The organism is Bacteroidota bacterium, from assembly GCA_018692315.1.
Classification (GTDB): domain Bacteria; phylum Bacteroidota; class Bacteroidia; order Bacteroidales; family JABHKC01; genus JABHKC01.
The window spans coordinates 1-18,489 of the sequence record JABHKC010000244.1; the positions used below are offsets into that span (position 1 = coordinate 1).

16 protein-coding genes are annotated in these 18,489 nt (G+C 32.0%); 10 read left to right on the forward strand and 6 right to left on the reverse strand.

Features of this window, described 5'->3' with window-relative positions; all coding sequences use genetic code 11:
- Nucleotides 1-431: 431 nt before the first annotated feature.
- From HN894_17795 to HN894_17820, 6 genes are all read right to left on the reverse strand, one after another.
- On the reverse strand, nt 432-1,565 hold the full coding sequence (locus tag HN894_17795; GenBank protein MBT7145179.1) for a T9SS type A sorting domain-containing protein: 1,134 nt from the start codon (nt 1,563-1,565) through the stop codon (nt 432-434).
- 10 nt (nt 1,566-1,575) lie between these two features.
- Nucleotides 1,576-2,112: an ankyrin repeat domain-containing protein gene (locus HN894_17800; protein ID MBT7145180.1), complete on the reverse strand. Its 537-nt coding sequence runs from the start codon at nt 2,110-2,112 to the stop codon at nt 1,576-1,578.
- Between the two features lie 262 nt (nt 2,113-2,374).
- Complete coding sequence (locus tag HN894_17805) at nt 2,375-3,919, reverse strand: organic solvent tolerance protein OstA (protein ID MBT7145181.1); 1,545 nt, start codon at nt 3,917-3,919, stop codon at nt 2,375-2,377.
- A gap of 17 nt (nt 3,920-3,936) precedes the next feature.
- Entirely contained in the window at nt 3,937-4,563 is a 627-nt protein-coding gene (locus HN894_17810; GenBank protein MBT7145182.1) for a hypothetical protein, read from the reverse strand.
- Nucleotides 4,564-4,567: 4 nt separating this feature from the next.
- Nucleotides 4,568-5,656, reverse strand: a complete 1,089-nt coding sequence (locus HN894_17815; GenBank protein ID MBT7145183.1) for an AAA family ATPase — start codon at nt 5,654-5,656, stop codon at nt 4,568-4,570.
- A 167-nt stretch (nt 5,657-5,823) separates the two neighbouring features.
- Nucleotides 5,824-6,789 (reverse strand): MoxR family ATPase, encoded by a 966-nt coding sequence (locus HN894_17820; GenBank protein ID MBT7145184.1) that lies wholly within the window; start codon nt 6,787-6,789, stop codon nt 5,824-5,826.
- A 494-nt stretch (nt 6,790-7,283) separates the two neighbouring features.
- Here HN894_17820 and HN894_17825 point away from each other — a divergent pair, with 494 nt between their 5' ends.
- The 10 genes from HN894_17825 (at nt 7,284) to HN894_17870 (ending at nt 18,084) form a co-directional block, all read left to right on the forward strand.
- A complete protein-coding gene (locus HN894_17825; GenBank protein MBT7145185.1) occupies nt 7,284-9,524 on the forward strand; it encodes a molybdopterin-dependent oxidoreductase in 2,241 nt (746 codons plus the stop codon).
- On the forward strand, nt 9,521-10,057 hold the full coding sequence (locus HN894_17830; GenBank protein MBT7145186.1) for a 4Fe-4S dicluster domain-containing protein: 537 nt from the start codon (nt 9,521-9,523) through the stop codon (nt 10,055-10,057). Before HN894_17825 ends, HN894_17830 begins: the two co-directional genes overlap by 4 nt.
- A gap of 94 nt (nt 10,058-10,151) precedes the next feature.
- Nucleotides 10,152-11,093 (forward strand): polysulfide reductase NrfD, encoded by a 942-nt coding sequence (gene nrfD / locus HN894_17835; protein MBT7145187.1) that lies wholly within the window; start codon nt 10,152-10,154, stop codon nt 11,091-11,093.
- 68 nt (nt 11,094-11,161) lie between these two features.
- Nucleotides 11,162-11,698 carry a YeeE/YedE family protein gene (locus HN894_17840; GenBank protein MBT7145188.1) on the forward strand — a complete coding sequence of 179 codons (537 nt, stop codon included), beginning with the start codon at nt 11,162-11,164 and terminating at the stop codon, nt 11,696-11,698.
- A gap of 104 nt (nt 11,699-11,802) precedes the next feature.
- Nucleotides 11,803-12,393: a YeeE/YedE family protein gene (locus HN894_17845; GenBank protein ID MBT7145189.1), complete on the forward strand. Its 591-nt coding sequence runs from the start codon at nt 11,803-11,805 to the stop codon at nt 12,391-12,393.
- Nucleotides 12,394-12,448: 55 nt separating this feature from the next.
- A complete protein-coding gene (locus HN894_17850; protein MBT7145190.1) occupies nt 12,449-13,084 on the forward strand; it encodes a rhodanese-like domain-containing protein in 636 nt (211 codons plus the stop codon).
- 201 nt (nt 13,085-13,285) lie between these two features.
- Nucleotides 13,286-14,089 carry a PASTA domain-containing protein gene (locus tag HN894_17855; protein ID MBT7145191.1) on the forward strand — a complete coding sequence of 268 codons (804 nt, stop codon included), beginning with the start codon at nt 13,286-13,288 and terminating at the stop codon, nt 14,087-14,089.
- 11 nt (nt 14,090-14,100) lie between these two features.
- Nucleotides 14,101-15,996, forward strand: coding sequence for a T9SS type A sorting domain-containing protein (locus HN894_17860; protein ID MBT7145192.1), 1,896 nt, complete (start codon nt 14,101-14,103; stop codon nt 15,994-15,996).
- Between the two features lie 72 nt (nt 15,997-16,068).
- A complete protein-coding gene (locus HN894_17865; protein MBT7145193.1) occupies nt 16,069-17,100 on the forward strand; it encodes an RluA family pseudouridine synthase in 1,032 nt (343 codons plus the stop codon).
- A gap of 6 nt (nt 17,101-17,106) precedes the next feature.
- Nucleotides 17,107-18,084: a D-alanine--D-alanine ligase gene (locus HN894_17870; GenBank protein MBT7145194.1), complete on the forward strand. Its 978-nt coding sequence runs from the start codon at nt 17,107-17,109 to the stop codon at nt 18,082-18,084.
- The last annotated feature ends 405 nt before the right edge of the window (nt 18,085-18,489 follow it).

Here is an 18,489-nt window from a genome sequence, read left to right on the forward strand (position 1 = left end):
ATCCTACAAAGATAAAAAGAATATACCAACAAAAAAGTCGATTCGAGGACTACGGAGACTTTTTTAAACGCATATGTGGTATGTTAAGCTATTATGATTGCAAAAAGTTAAAATAGAGTTAATATTTATGACTTTTAGAGGTAAAATGCTCAAGTTGGGTTAACTAATTAGTGCCAATAAGAAAACGCCATTAACTTCCTTATACTCATGCAAAAACAGTCATACCGAAATATCGGGACTCATTGATTTTGAACACTTTATAAGCCTTGTCATTGGCGTTTTCTTTTAATCGTATAATTAATCAAGGGGACTTCTAAAAATAGTAAATTTCAAGGCGTAAGAAATTTGAAAACCGGAGTTTACTATTGTAAATGAGGATTTTAAAATTGCGAAACAACGTAGAAATTTGCATTTTAGAGGTTTCCTCAAGCTTATTCCTTGATTACCTTGAGAATAGTTGGACTATTTTGTTTAGTTAAAATTTTGACATAGTATAAACCTGGAGAATCATCAATTCTGATTTTTGCATGATTAGCATTTGTGTAATTATAAGTGCCTATATTTTGTCCAAATACATTGCTTACAACTATTTCAAAATCCAAACTATTATTGCCTAAATGAATATTAAATGTTCCATTATTAGGATTAGGGTAGTATGTAATTTCCTTTTCAAATAAATCTTCAATAATTTCCGTTGTAATAATATTATAACAATTTGAAGTGTCAATACAATTATTCAAAGAAATTTCAACAGCATAGTTTCCACTATTTGTAACTGAAAGGCTTTGGTTGGTTTCTCCGGCAATAGCAAGAAAATTATTATCGCAATCTAACCATTGATAGGAAGCTCCACTTGCATTTGCTGTAAGTGTATATCCCGAAAGACTCACAGAGGTGTCAATAGTATTGATAGTCAAGTTTACTGTAATAACACTATCGCAGCCGGCAGTATTTGGAATTGTATCAAAATATGTTCCGCTTGAAGTCCAAGTATAGTTGCCACTAAAAGATACGAAACTACCACAAGAATTTTGATTTACAGTAGAATATGTTTCAATGCAATCTTGCGTAAGGTTAATTGTAGCTACACCTCTGTTGTCATGACTACCTAAATTTGGCCCAAATCCATATGCCCACATCACAATAATTGTATTAGCTCCTGCTGGAAATGTAAAATAATCACTATTCATTCCTGAAATTGAGCGTGATACTGATGTGGTAGTAAAACCACCTAAACTGGCGAATGAGCTATTTATTAATGATGATGCAAGCAGTGATCCAGAATTATGATTTCCTAACTTTCGTTCAGAAATCATACCGGTTCCAGTTGTAACAAAGCAATATGTATTTACCATCATGTTGCTCCCAAATCCATAGGAATAATATACCGAAGAAGGTCCCGTCATTGTTATTTGTAAAGTGTCTGCACTCGGATCAACAGTAATTGAAATACTCATATTTGAACCTGCATTAACAACTGTACTCCCAGAATATGTTTGAGCTACTACCGAAATTTGCCCAATAAACAACATAAGGGCTAAAATTATAATATTTCTTTTTTTCATTTTGAATAGTTTAATTCTTTCCATTTTTATAAGTTTTAAATAAGTCTATTAATATTTTGTTTTGTAATGATTTCGCATAATCAGAAGCAGAATTCCCTGTATTATCTTTGTGGTTGATGTTTGCTCCTTTTCCAAATAATAATTTGACAATTCCAATATGATTAAATATTGTTGCGTAAATTAGAGGTGTAGTTCCATTTTGGTCAGGAATATCAATATTAATTCCATTATCGACTAAAATTTGTACAATCTCTAAATATCCTTTATATGTTGCACCATGAATTGCTGAACCTTGAGAAAAGGTGTAGTTAATATTTGCACCATTTTTAATCAAATGACTAACTGCCTGAGTTTGATTATGATAAGTTGCTAATATAAGAGGAGTATGACCTCTTTGATTTGTTGAATTGACAGTATCAGGGTTTATTTTAATAAGAAAATTAATGGCTGAAGTATCTCCATTTCTGGTAGCATCAAAAATGCTGGTTTGAGCAAAAATTTGGAAAATGCTAAAACAAGCTATAATTACTAAAAATACTTTTTTCATTTCTCTTTCTTTATCATCAATAATGTACAAAATGTACTTATTATTACAAACTAACAATATAATATCCACTAAGACAAATAATTATCATATTTTTAACAGGTTATGTTTTATCGCTCAGAAGAAATTAAAATATATAATTATCATTATTTTAACAATAATAAATTTCAGAAGATTTAAATATTTTATTGAAATATGCACAATAATGATGACAAATGAAATTTCTGAATTGGAAGATTTCAAAAAGCTTTTTGACTTTTAAATTTCAATCATTCCAAATAAAAATATCATATTTTTCAAGGGGTCGGTGATTTTGTAACCACAAGAAACCTTTTAATTTAAGTTCATCTCCTTTTAGTTGGTCAATAGGAACAAGGTGTGCATCGGGTTTTGTGAGAAATAAAATATCTTTTATTTTACGGTCTTCAATAAAAATTTGTAGATTGGAAGCATCAGCAGTGTTTATTCCGGTTAGCTCATTGCCGTCTTTTGGGAAATATAGAGTTTGCCCATTTCCATTTACATCAACTCTGTAGAGTTCGTTGTTTTTTATATGTCCATACATTTTTTTTCCTGCAATCTGATTAAATCGAATTTCATCTTCTTGAGAAATGATGAATGCAGATTTTTCCATAATAATATGATCCGGACTACTATTTTTTGTATGAATCTCCATATAATCGGCAGTCAGTTGGTTTTCTTCCGACCAAATTACCGGTTCTTTGTGCATTTGAATAACCGAATCGCTTAATGCAAAAACCATCGAATCGCATTTTCCTTGCATTTCTGCCATAAAAAACTTCACTTTATAGAATGCCTGCAAAATCTGAAATTTTCCGGTGTCGTTGTAGTTCGATAACAATGTGTCAGCATGTAAAAATAATGTGTCGTTCATAGAAATTTGCATCAACAAGGCACTGTCGGTAATCATGGCGTAATTCGAATTTTCGAAATATTCGGCATAATTTCCTTTCAGAATGATATTTTCAACGGTATCTGTCATTGTTACATTTTCGAATGCCTTGCCATATTCTTGGCTGCGATTGTAATACAAACTATCACCCTCTAATTTATGCTGATTACTTATTAAATATGCATTTTTGTTGAACTGAGAAATGTCCGTTTTTGTGTTGTACCAGCCGTTTTCGCAATATATCAGATTCGAATCTCCAATTATTTCTGTCGGTCCGAAAAAGTAAGTCGTCTGCGATTTTGTATTATATTTTAAGGTATCCGATAAAATTACATAATCGGGATTTGTAACAACTACGCTATCTTTATAGAAAAATTCCTTTTGTTTTAGAAAATAATATCCCGAATTACTTTCAAGTATATTTGTTGTGTCTATAATTTTTCCATGATTGAAATAATTGGCAATACTATTTTGTCTGTCGTAGTCTAAAAAATGAGTTGTAAGGACAATTTCTTTGTTTATTAAACTCACGTTTTGTCTGGCTTTAGCAAGTTTAATATTTCCATCGTATTCAAAAAAATCGCTATAAAGGTCGAGAGTATCTCCTTGTTGGATATGACAATTGCTATATGCCTCGAAAGAATTTGTATTCTTATATAAATATCCGCTATCGCAATACATATATGCCGAATCGTGCAATATTATGACATTTCCAATAAGCTTTCTTAAATCCCTGTCGATTTTTCGATTATAAACAACCGAATCGGCATTTAGAATTTCGATTTTTGTTTGTGAAAATGTGCTTGTTTGAAAAATTAATAATAAGAATCCACAAATGAAAATGCTATTATTTACATTAATGATGAATGATTTTAAATTTAGATTTGCACTTTTCATTAATCTGCAATTTCGTATTAGCATTCAATTTTAAAGGATTTTAATAAGAAATTCTTTAATGGAAATAATTTTACTGAGTCTAATTGCCAATGTTCAGTATTTAAAAAGTCCCTATTTCTATCTTTAATTTTCTCTTTTTCTGAGTTTGATGTGCCTACTAATGTTTCAATATAACAATAAATTTTTGATTTCTTTGCAGGAATAGTTAAAGGTTTCAATCTACTATTACTTTTTGTTTTTAGGCATTTTTCATATTCTCGCCAACATTCAAAAATGTCAGAATTCTTTTCAGTAATTATTTGTTCGAGCAAATCTTCTAATTCTCCTTTGCTTTTGTTATCAGGAAAAAGAAAAAGGTCAAAATCAAGATTATATTTTGTTTTCCATTCTTCAATTTCATTTCGTCTTTTCTCTGGATTTTCATCAGCATCAAAAATAATAATATTTTTCTCTTGGTTTGCTCTATTTATTTTAATAGCATTTCTAATCCTTTCTCCTTCTGTTTTCTCAGAGGAAATCTGTGTCCAGCCCCCTGTTATTTCAATTCTAATATTTGTATGTATCGGACTATTTATTAATTTACAGTAATCGTTTATAAACTTTTTATCTGCCTCGCCTTCGACCCATATGTTTGTATTTGACATAAAGTTAATTTCTTATTTCATTTTCAAATTCTAAGGCATTTTTAAAACTTTCATAAGAATAGGAATATGCTTTTATTCCTTCATTTTTTGTATGGACAAGTGAATAAGCCTTTGATTTGCCTTGCAAAGAATGTAGTTTTTCATTTTCTAAGGCTTCGCTAAAATGTTTTATTGTTTCAATATTATGTGTAGTTATAAATAATTGAATATTTAAATCTTTACATAAAGATAAAATGCTAAGCCACAAAGAAATATGTGCTGAAAAATGTAATCCGTTTTCAATTTCATCAATCAGAATAATGCTATTAGGTTTTTCTGCAACTGTCGTAACTATATTCAAATATCTTCGAATTCCATCTCCTGCTATATTACTTGGTACTAATTCTTCAAAATCAGCATGATTTAGATATAAACCGTCTGGAAGTGGCAATATAGAAATAATTCTATCATCAATTTTTTGAAGTGCGGATAAAATTGCATTCTCTTTTTTTCGTATTACTATTTCAGAAAACCTTTGTAAGGCATTTTTTTCTTTACTATCTGAAGTAATATAAACAGCATTCATTTTTTCTTGGTAACCTTTTTCTTGTTTTGTTTCAATTTCGCGCTCATTAACAAATGAAAAACTGCTTCTTCCGGTTTGAATTTTTTTTTGTTTTTCTTTTATTGTGAAAATTAAATCAACACCGGATAGGAATGGTGTTGCTGTTGATGTATTCATTATTACTAATTCATCTTCCGATTTTTTTTGTATTTTGTCATTCTTTAAATTTTGGTTGTATTTTGGTTTTATTTCGAGTTTACGTTCTACTTTACTGTCAGTTGTAATTGTCAAAACAGGAACTTTGTCAAGTTTTAATCTGTGAAATATATATTTTAAGTCATTTACAGAATTATTTAAGCCTCTAAAACTATTTATGTTTGTTGGAAGTAAAGGATTTGACATACCAATTGATAAGAAAATACTTTCGAGAAGACTGGACTTTCCACAATTATTTCTACCAACAATTAAATTTATTTGTCCAAAATTTGAAATTTCAAGTTTATCAAAACCTCGAAAATTTTCAATCTTTATATTTTTAATATGTCCCATACTTTTTTATTTGATAGAATTATTTTTCAAATTTATAGCTTTTTTCAAACATGAAAACGCTTAATTGTTTAATTTTTATTTAATGAGCATATTTGCTTGAACCAAATTTGCATATATAAATTTATTTGGTTTATATTTAACAATTCGTAATTCATAATTATATTTATCTATTTAAGCAATTCACTAATAATATCCTCAATTGAAATATTTTCGGCTTCGGCTTTATAGTTTTTAATTAATCTATGTCGAAGAATTGGAGCAGCTACAGCCTTTATGTCTTCAATATCGGGCGAGTATTTTCCGTTTAGAACTGCATGAGTTTTTGCACCAATTATTAAATATTGTGAAGCACGAGGACCTGCTCCCCAGTTAATATATTTGTTGACAATTTCGTGAGCCAATTCAGTATTTGGTCGGGTTTTTGCCGATAAACGAACGGCATATTCAAGTACATTGTCGTTTACCGGAATTTTACGAATTAGTCCCTGAAAGAAAAGTATCTCTTCAGCAGTTAGAATTTTCTTCAATTTCACATTTATATCAGATGTTGTATTTTTCACAACCGTCAATTCGTCGTTGAAAGCCGGATAATCTAACCAGATATTAAACATGAATCTGTCTAACTGAGCTTCTGGCAAAGGATATGTACCCTCCTGTTCAATAGGGTTTTGAGTGGCAAGTACAAAAAATGGTTTTTCTAATTGATAGTTTGTTCCAGCGGCTGTAATTGCTCTTTCTTGCATTGCTTCGAGCATTGCTGCCTGAGTTTTTGGAGGTGTCCGGTTTATTTCGTCGGCGAGAATAATGTTGGCAAACAATGGACCTTTTACAAATTTAAAGTGACGATCTTCTGTCAATATTTCTGTTCCAATAATATCGGAAGGCATCAAATCCGGAGTAAATTGAATACGTTTATATTTTAATCCAAGAGTTTGCGAAATTGTATTCACCAAAAGAGTTTTTGCCAATCCGGGAACACCAACAAGCAAAGCATGGCCATTACTGAAAATTGTAATTAATACTTCTTTCACTACTTGATCTTGCCCGAATATTACTTTTTTGATTTCTGAACTTAAATTTTCATAAGCCTTCCTCAACGAGTCAACCGCTTCTACATCACTATTATAATTCATCTTTAATATTTATTTCTTGTTTATTTTAAAAATTAATAACTAAAATTTTGATAATCAATTGTTTTCAAATATCATTTATTTGAGCCAAAGAAATAAAAAGTTTTTCAATTAATCTGAATTTTTTGTTGAAAGAATTGATGACAGGTTCTGTAATTTTCAACAGAATATTTTAATACTGAAAGGATTTAAAATACCGATTAATGAAAATTTATATCTTCTTCAAAATTCATTTAACTATAACAAAATATATGCACTTGAAACATAATTTTATTTGATATTACTCATATAATTTTATATCAACTGATATAGTATGTTCTATATAAATGCTTATTAATCATTAATTAAGACAAAACTTTTTTTATTTCAATAATTGAATTTTAAAAGCTCATTCCAACATATCTACATAATTAGATAATTGTTTTTGTATTTTTGCGGGCTTTAAGAATGATATTCTTTTTGTTATTGATATAAATTGGAAATTCGATAGTAATTATATGAAAACTACTCGTAGAAAATTTTTAAAAATATCTTCTGTTGGTGCCGGTAGCTTAGCATTAAGTTCGCCTGTTTTCAACTTTTTTCAAAACTCGGATAAAGAAAAATCCATAAATGCTGAAAATGCAAATAAGCGATTTCCTACATATTGCGAAATTTGTTTTTGGAAATGTGCAGGTTGGGTTCATACAGACGATAAAGGTGAAATAAAGAAAATCACTGGAAATGATGACGATCCGCATTGTAACGGCAGATTTTGCCCGAGAGGAACCGGTGGTGTAGGAATGTATTCGGACGAAGACAGGTTGAAAGAGCCATTAATGAGAGTTGAAATTGATGGAAAACAACAGTACAAAAGGGTAAGTTGGGATACTGCACTTGATTATATTGCAAAAAAACTTAAAAAGATTGAAAAAGAACATGGGCCAGAATGTGTTGCATTGTTTACTCATGGTTCGGGCGGAAAACTTCTTGGACAATTTTTGAAGGCATATGGTTCAAAAAATATTACTGCTCCATCTTTTGCTCAATGTAGAGGTCCGCGTGAAGTTGCATTTTTATCAACTTTTGGCGATATTATTCAATCGCCTGAACGAGTGGATATTCGCGATACTAAGTGTTTAGTTTTAATTGGCTCGCATATTGGCGAAAATATGCACAATGGGCAGGTTCAGGAATTTTCCGATGCTATCGATAAAGGAGCCACAATAATTACTGTTGACCCAAGATTTTCGACTGCTGCAAGTAAATCGAAATATTGGTTGCCAATAAAACCCGCAACAGATATGGCACTGCTGCTTACTTGGATAAATATAATTATTCAAGAAGAATGGTATGACAAAAAATATGTTGAGAAATATACATTTGGTCTGGATTATTTAAAGGATCATGTAAAAACTTTTACACCCGAGTGGGCATACGGAATTACAAATATTAAACCTGACGAGATAAGAAAAACCGCCAAAGAAATGGCAAATGCTTCACCCGCAGTTATTGTTCATCCGGGCAGACATGTAACATGGTATGGCGACGATACTCAGCGACTTCGGGCAGTAGCAATTTTGAATGCGCTCTTGGGTTCCTGGGGTAGGAGAGGAGGATTCTATTTCCCTGAAAAATTTAGTATTCCAAAATATCCAATTCCTGAATTTCCGAAACCTAAAAGAACTTGGCGCGAAGCATTTCCTGGAAAGTATAATTTAGCACACGAAGTACTGTCTTCCGGAATTTGCGATGCCAGCATTCCTTCTCCCGAACGAGATTGTTCATTTAAAGCATGGATAGTGAACGGGACAAATCTTATTACAACCTTACCAAATCAGGAAAATACTATCAAAGCAATTGATTCGTTGGATTTGCTTGTTGTGATTGACACAATGCCAATGGAAATAACCAGTTACGCCGATATTGTTTTGCCGGAGTGTACTTATCTCGAACGCTACGATATGTTAAGAAGTTCGCCACATCGCGAACCCAATATTGCTCTACGAATGCCGGCAGCCGAGCCAAAATACAATTCGAAACCAGATTGGTGGATAGCTAAAAAACTTGCCGAAAAAATGGGTTTGAACGCATATTTTCCATGGAATAATATTGAAGAACTACTCGACTGGCAATTGAAAAAAATTGGATCTTCGCTCGAAGAGATGAAGAAAATCGGAGTGAAAAAATTCAAAAGAGAGTTTGATGATTTATTCCTTGCAGATGGTGAAGACATGGAGTTTAATACAAATACCGGAAAAATTGAATTATATTCTACTTCACTTGAAGAAGAAGGTTTCGACCCAATGCCGAATTTTACAAAACATCCGGAACCACCGGAAGGTTTCTATCGATTGAATTATGGTAGAGCTCCAATGCACACGTTTAGCCGTACTACAAACAATCCCAATCTGTCGGAATTGATGAAAACAAATTCTCTGTGGGTGAATCCGAAAGTTGCCAAAATTTGGGATATTCAAAACGGACAAGAAGTTTGGTTACAAAATCAAGATGGGATAATTTCAGACTTTTCTATAGAAGTTAGAGTTACAGAAAGAATAAGATGGGATTCGGTGTATATGGTTCACGGTTTTGGTCATACTAAAAAGAAACTTTCACGAGCTTTCGGAAAAGGAATTAGCGATACTCAGCTAATTACAAATATTATGCTCGATCCAATTATGGGAGGCACCGGGATGAGAGGAAATTTTGTTACATTTTTATTAGAAAAACCTAGAACTGAGGAGGTAGAATCATGAGATATGCAATGGCTATTGATACAAAAAAATGTGTTGGTTGCAGCGATTGTGTAGTTGCTTGCCAAACCGAAAATAATGTTCCACTCGGATATTGCAGAGATTGGGTAACTGAAGTAACAAGCGGAACCTTTCCAAAACTTGAAATGGAAATTCGTTCAGAACGCTGCAATCATTGCGATAATTCGCCGTGTGTAAGATGTTGCCCAACAGGAGCAAGTCATTATAGCGATGGAGGAACTGTACTTGTAACACCAAACAAATGTATTGGTTGCGGTGCTTGCATAACTGCTTGCCCCTACGATGCCAGATTCCCTCACCCAGAAGGACATGTTGACAAATGCACTTTTTGTTTACCAAACAGAGTGAGCAAAGGAGAAAATCCGGCTTGTGTTTCTGTTTGCCCAACAAAATGTATGTACTTTGGCGATCTCGACGATCCAAATAGTGAAGTTTCTACAATTATTAAACAGCGAAAATGGAAGACTTTAATTCCTGAAGCAGGCACCAGTCCACGAATATATTATTTAATATAGTCTTTAAAAGAAAATTTGAAGAAAAAACCAAGTTCTGAAATACTATTTTTCATCCAAAAATTGAATCTAACAAACGACAAAAAAAAGAAGTAATATGAACGAAGAGATAATTATCAGTGGAAGAATGAACGAATGGATTGATCCACAACTTCATATTTGGCATTGGCAAATACCTATATATTTGTTTCTCGGAGGATTGGCAGCAGGACTTTTATTTTTTGCTGCACTTTTTACAATTCGAGGCGAGCAAGACAAATATCCTACTATCGTAAAAATTGCACCATTTATTGCTCCAATTGCTTTAGCTTTAGGATTGTTTGCTCTTTTTCTCGATTTGAAACATAAATTGTTTTTCTGGCGACTCTACACTACAATTCGGATAGAATCACCAATGTCGTGGGGTGCATGGGTTTTGATGGCAATCACCCCACTATCAATGGTTTGGTGTGCATTAAATATAAAAGCAATATTTCCGAAATGGGATTGGAAATATGAATGGATTAAAGAAATTGAAGAATATTTGAAAAAAAACATATTGACTATTTCTTGGATAATGATGGTTTTTTCAATTATACTTGGAGTATATACAGGAATTTTATTTTCTGCATTTAATGCTCGCCCACTATGGAATACTTCAATTCTCGGTCCACTATTTTTATCATCTGGTTTGTCAGCTGGGGCTGCCACAATTATACTTATGAGCAAATCGCACATAGAAAGGCTCACAATGGCAAAAATTGACCTGTTAATAATAATTGTTGAAATATTTCTAATAGTACATATGTTTATGGGATTTCTTGCAAGTACTCAGGTTCAGATAGATGCTGCAAGCTTGTTCCTTGGCGGAAAATATACAACTCCATTCTGGCTTTTTGTTGTTGTTCTGGGCTTAGTAGTTCCGGCAATTCTTGAATTTCTTGAAATTAAAAATTATAAAATGCCAACTTTTATTGCTCCGATTCTGGTAATTTTTGGGAGCTTAATGTTAAGATTTATAATTGCTTATGCAGGGCAAGAAAGCCGTTGGCTGTATTAATTGCATATTGATAATTGTTGATTGATTGTGTAAAATGTAAAAATAGTAAACAATAAATAATTTTGATAATGGAACAAAATATAACGAAAAAGAAAACTGCAAAATACATAAATCCCTATCTCGGAGGAGTTTTATTAGGAATTGTTGTGCTAATTGCAAATTTTGTGTCGGGGCGCGGACTTGGAGCCAGCGGAGCAGTAAAAAGTGTAATTGTTTCAGGGGTTGAGGCTATTACTCCTTCGCATGCCGAAAATGCTGCGTTTTATAAAGAATATTCTGAAACACATGAAGGTAATCCGCTGAATTCTTGGTTAGTATATCAGATGCTTGGCGTTTTGGTCGGAGGTTTTATTTCTGGTGTAATTTTCAGACGACTGAAGCTAAAAGTTGAACATTCTCCGAAAATTAGCTCAAAACGGCGGCTAATTTTTGCAATTATTGGAGGAATTCTCTTCGGATTTGGTTCACAGCTTGGAAGAGGCTGTACTAGTGGTTCGGCACTAAGTGGGATGGCTGTTCTGTCGCTCGGAGGATTTATTTCTATGATGGCAATATTTGGAACTGCTTTTGCCTTAGCTTTTTTTGTTAGAAAAAATTGGATATGAAAAATTGGCTATTAGCTATAGCCTTTAGCTATTAGCCAACAGCCAAATGCTAACAGCCAACAGCCAATAAAAATTAATAATTAATAAATATAAAATAAAAAATAATGGGACCTCTAATAGTAAACGAAATAATAACAGAAAATTCAAATCTATTTTTAGCCTTTCTAATTGGAATTAGCTTTGGTTTTGTCCTCGAAAGTAGTGGTTTTTCTTCAAGCCGAAAGTTAGCCGGCGTGTTTTATGGCTACGACACAGTTGTTTTGAAAGTGTTTTTTACGGCTGCAATAACAGCTATGTTGGGACTTTTATTTTTTAGTCTGTTTGGTTGGATAGATCTGTCTTTCATTTATATAAATCCTACTTATTTATGGTCAACAATAGTTGGAGGAGTAATAATGGGTGCAGGATTTATTGTTGGTGGTTTTTGTCCTGGAACAAGTTTTTGTGGAGCTGCCATTGGCAAAATTGATGCAATGGTTTTTATCATAGGAATTTTTGTTGGTATTTTTATTTTTACAGAAGGTTATCCTTTGTGGGAAGGGCTCTACAAAGCTGAAAATATGGGAAGCCCAAAAATTTCTGAATTTTTTAAGCTCTCTGATGGAATAATGGCACTAATTGTAATTCTTGCTGCTATTTTTATGTTTTGGGTTGGCGAATGGGCAGAAAAAAAATTCCCCAGAGAAGAATATTAAAAGATGGATATAATGTTGATTTTAAAAACATTATTAAGTAAAAAATAGAAAAATTATGAAAATGAAAATAAGTTCCAGAGTTTTTTTATCAATAATAATTGTAATTCTTGGATTGTTGATAGCGGCTGTGCCAGAAAAAGATGTAAAAGCCTTAAAACTAAATGCACAGGAAATGTTAGATGAACTAAAAAGTGGAGAACAATTTATTCATCCAGATCAAATTGCAAGCATGATTGTTGAAAAAGATCCTTCACTTTTATTAATTGATGTACGCACACCAGCAGAATTCTCAAAATATTCTTTGCCAGGTGCAATCAATATTCCTTTTAACGATTTGCTGTCAGATGAATGGAAAGACTATATCGATCAGGATACCTATTTGAATGTTTTTTATTCTAATGGTAATACAAAATCGAATGAAGCATGGTTAATAACCAAACAGTTAGGATATTCAAACAATTATATTCTTCTCGGTGGTTTAAATTTTTGGGTTGAAACGATTCTCAATCCAGCCGCCCCAAAAAATGAAAGTCCTGATGAAGAATTTGCAAGATACGATTTCCGAAAAGCAGCAAGTTTTGCGCTTGGTGGAGGCGGACAAATTGCTCCATCAACCGATGGACAAGCCCCCAAAAAGCCTGTGATTAGAAAACGCAAAAAGAAGAAAGGAGTGAAGGGAGGCTGTTCATAATTCATTTTTTATCATCCAGACAAATTTGTCGATATAAAAATCCATTTGATATAAGAAACCACGGAATTCTCATTTGAAGTGTTAAAGTTATATTCAGCTAACTATTTAACATAAAAAGAATTTTCATTTTTCATAGTATAATTTTAATTTTGCATTTTCGTTAAGAATGAAAATTAATATTATAAATACTTTTGAATAAAAATGAAGTTTCTTAAATTCTTGATTAGCAAGGCATTTTTTAAAAATGTTTTGTTCATTACAATAATTTCTTTTGTCATTGTTTACGGAACTTTGTTTTTCCTTGATATATTTACTCTACATGGAAAAAGCAATCCTGTACCTGATTTTTACGGATTGTCGTTGTACGAAGTTGATAGTTTGACTTTTGAAAACGATTTGCAATACGAAATAATAGACTCTGTTTATAATATCAACGAAGAAAAAGGAGTAGTTTTAGATCAAAATCCTAAACCAAATTTTCATGTAAAAAGAAACAGAACTATTTTTCTAACTATCAATGCTTTTTTTCCCGAAAGGGTGAAAGTGCCCGACCTTGTTGGAATTTCTTTGCGTGATGCAAAAGCCAAACTCGAAAGTTTTGGACTAAAAATAAATAGGATAATTGATAAGCCCGATTTGGCAAATAATAATGTTTTAGGTCAAAAAATGAATGGCATGGATATTCTCCCGGGCGAAATTGTTGAAAAGGGATCGAAAATAGATTTGATAGTCGGAAAAATCACAGATAAAAAAACATACTCGCCAAGCCTCATATCATTATCAGTTGATCAGGCTAAAATTATTTTAGATAGAGCAGAACTAAATCTTGGTGCAATTGTGTATGAAGCCTCAATCGAAAACGATATTGATTCTGCAAAAGCAAGAATATGGAAACAAGTACCTTCGCCCAGTAGCAAAAATGTTATCAGACTGGGAGGTTCAATTGATGTTTGGCTAAAAACAATAGATTCTGAGCCGGAACAAGAAGAAACTGAAAGTTTATAAAACTTATATAAATGAAAGAAAATAGAAAAATACTAATATTATTAATCCTGCTTTGTGCAAATATGAGTCTGATTTCTCAGGAAGTTCTCATTGATTTGCAAGTAAATCCGGTAATAAAAAGAAATTTAAAAAATAGCTCATTAAATCTCAATAAATCTGAATTTTCTGATACTTTAGAACTACCTTTTTTTGACGATTTTGCGAAATTAAATATTTTCCCGGACGACAGTTTGTGGCAAGACAGCGGAGTTTTCATAAACACGAGTTACCCGCTAAATCCTCCAACAATGGGAGCTGCAACTTTCGATGCTTTAGATTTTACAGGTTCACTCTATTCAAATGCTTCCTCCTCATCTTTTTTAGCCGATCAGCTTACATCCCGTCCTATAAACCTTGAGTACTTGCCGGAAGATTCAATCTATTTAAGTTTCTATTATCAAGCTCAGGGAATAGGCGATTCTCCTGAAAATACAGATTATTTGAAATTAGAGTTTTCTGCTCCCGACACAGCATGGAATACTGTTTGGCAAATGTCCGGTAGCACTGTCAGTGCATTTAGTAATGTGATGATTCCAATAACTGATTCAATATATTTGAAAAATGGATTTCAATTCAGATTTGTAAATTATGCTAGTTTAACCGGAATATTTGAGCCAAGTTGGGCAGGAAGTGTCGATCATTGGAATATTGATTATGTTTATATAAATAAGTCGAGATCAATTTCAGATATTATGACTGAAGAAGTTGTAGTATTAAGCTCAACAAATTCGTTATTAAATAGTTATGAAACCATACCTTGGAACCACTTTGACAATATGCCAAATAGTGAAATGATTAACACAATCGCATTTTCAATTTTTAATTATAGGAATATCCTAAAAAATACATCATTTCATTATATTATAAAAGATGTATTCGATGGGACGCAATTATATTCAGACATTTATGCTGAAGATATAGATCCAAATAGTGGATATACTTATGAAATACCACCATCATTGTTCGATTTTACATTTTCTGCACCAACAGAAGATTCCGCACTTTTTGAGATTACTTATCATATAACTTCAGACGATCAGCACCATTTCAATAGATGGAACGATACACTTCGGTATAATCAAAAATTTTATGATTATTATGCTTACGACGATGGAACTACTGAAAATGGTTACGGACTGTCTGGCGAAGGAACGCAAAATGCTATGTTGGCATATAAATTTAATACTTTTAAGGGAGACGATTTGAAAGCTATTGATATTTTTTTCAATCAAACTTTAAACGATGCCAGTCAGAAATACTTTTATCTATGTGTATGGAGCGATAAAGATGGGCAGCCCGATACACTGATTCACAAACAAGTGGGTTATCGGCCTGAGTATGAAGATGCTCTTAACAAGTTTCATAGGTATGATTTAGATACAGCCAAGAATATTAATGGAACATTTTATGTTGGCTGGATGCAGACTACCAGCGATTTGCTTAATGTTGGATTCGATCAAAATCGGATATTAAATACTGATGAGGAAGAAAATTGGACAAATCCGAAAATATTTTATAACATTACTGGAGCATGGCAAAATTCCTCATTCGAGGGTGCTTTAATGATTCGACCGGTTTTTGGAGATACAATCAAAAAAAATATTGAAATTCCAATTGTTACATCGAAAAGTAATATTAACATATTTCCCAATCCTGCAAATGAAATGATATTTATTGATTATCTTGATGAAGCTATTTCGCAAGATATGAATGTGAAAATCTTTAATAGTATTGGAAATTTAGTTTTTAATGGATATGTAAATTCTGGAGAACTAAACTTGGAATCATTTAACTCTGGAATTTATTTTTTAAAAATAAATAACTCTAAACAAGCAGTTAATAATAAGAAATTTATTATTATGAGATAATTGTCAAATGATAATTTGAGTACAATTATTTTTTCAACCTCTTAATTTACATTTTCATAAAATCAGAAAAAATTGTCGAAATCAGACGAATTTCAAGAATTATTTGAGCATTATCGTTTTGTTGCTGATAAAGGACAAAAGCCCTTACGAATTGACAAGTTTCTTGTAAATAGAATTGAAAATTCTTCAAGAAATAAAATTCAAGATGCTGCCGGAGCTGGGAATATTCTTGTTAATAATAGTGCAGTAAAAACAAATTACAAAGTAAAACCCGACGATGTGATTACTATTGTAATGTCGTTTCCTCCTCGCGAAATTGAAATTATTCCACAAGATATTCCTATTGATATTATTTATGAAGATAGTGATTTGTTGATTGTTAACAAAAAACCCGGAATGGTTGTACATCCCGGATATGGAAATTATTCATCAACTCTTGTCAATGCCATAGCTTTTCATTTACAAGATCTTTCATATTTTAAATCGGGAGATATTCGTGCAGGTTTAGTTCATAGAATTGACAAAAACACTTCGGGTTTAATAGTAGTTGCCAAAACCGAGCTGGCGAAAAATAAACTTGCACTGCAATTTTATGAACATACTATAGAAAGAAAATATCAAACTTTAGTATGGGGATCTTTCGAGAATCAAACAGGTACTATCGAAGGAAATATTGGCAGAAGCCTGAAAGACAGAAAAATAATGACAGTTTTTCCGCAAGGAGAATTAGGCAAACATGCAATTACCCATTACAAAGTTTTGGAAGAATTCGGATATATTAGTTTGATTGAATGTAAATTAGAAACGGGTAGAACTCACCAGATAAGGACGCATTTAAAATATATAAAACATCCTGTTTTTAATGATGAAACCTACGGCGGTAACCAGATTTTGAAAGGAACTACTTTTTCTAAATATAAACAATTTGTAGCGAATTGTTTTAAACTTTTGCCACGTCAGGCACTTCATGCCAAATCGCTTGGTTTTGTTCATCCAAGTACAAACAAATTTATGTTTTTCGAATCTGATTTGCCTGAAGATATGACAAATGTAATCCAACGATGGAGAAAATATATTGAAAACAGAGACGTAGATTTAGCATAAAGTTCCATGAAAAAAAATATTGCAATCATCATAGGAGGCAACTCATCGGAAATTGAAATTTCGATAGAAAGTGGCGAACAAATTTTTGAAAATATTGATAGAGAAAAATATATTCCTTATAAAGTATTTTTAAGAGGAAAAGATTGGTTAGTTTCAAATGAAACTTTTGAGAATGTCTCTGTAAACAAAAACGATTTTAGTTTTGTTTTTGAAAATAATGAAATACATTTTGACTGTGCTTTTATAATAATCCACGGAACACCCGGCGAAGACGGAAAACTTCAAGGATACCTGGAATTGTTAGATATTCCGTACACTTCCAGCGGAGTTTTGTCTTCTGCACTTACATTCGATAAATATGCTTGTAAAAACTACTTGAAAACTTATGGAATTCTTTCTCCAAAATCAATTCTTATTTCGATAAATGAAAGAATTGCAGCTGAGCATTTGACTAAGAATTTCGATTTTCCTTTTATTGTAAAACCAAACAGAGGTGGTTCAAGTTTTGGCATATCAATAATAAATAAATTTGAAGATATTGAAACATCACTTCAAGCAGCTTTTTCGGAAGATGATAAAGTGATTGTTGAAGAATTTATCGAAGGAATAGAATTGACTTGTGGTTTATTCGAAACAAAAAAGGAAAAAACAATTTTGCCAATTACCGAAATTGTAAGTAAAAATGCTTTTTTTGATTTTGAAGCAAAATACACTCCAGATATGGCAGAGGAAATAATTCCTGCAAGAATAGCAAAAGCTGTTAAGGATAATTGTGAAAACCTGTCCGCAGACATATACGATATACTTAAATGTAAGGGAGTAATTAGAATTGATTATATTTTAAAGAATGAGAAATTGTATTTTCTCGAGGTGAATACAATACCCGGAATGAGTAGAAATAGCATAGTCCCTCGTCAGGCAAAAGCCTACGGCAAATCAATTAAGCATTTAATTTCTAATCTTATTGAGAATTGTCTTCCATAAATTGAATTATCCTTAATATTGGGTTAATTTATAGATAATTTAATTATTCTTCCATGTTTTTAATCATCAGTCTAATGAAGTTTAAATAAGTAAAAAAGCATGTTAATCTAAAAAAAAGAAAACTTCATCAAGAATCTATTGCTTTTATAAATTTTAATTGTATATTTGCAAGAGAAATTTATTAAATATAAACTCAAAGTTAAGTTATGAAAAAATTTAAATTAGTTTTAGCTGTAGCAGTATTGTCCCTCGCAATGATAACTGGCTGCAAAAAGGATTCCCCAACTCCGCTGTAATTAATTCAGGCGATTATATTGCAGATATGAATGTGAGTCCTGATTTTAATTGGAAAACCGACATGAATGTAATAATTGATGTTGATTTGAATATTGATGGAACTGTGTA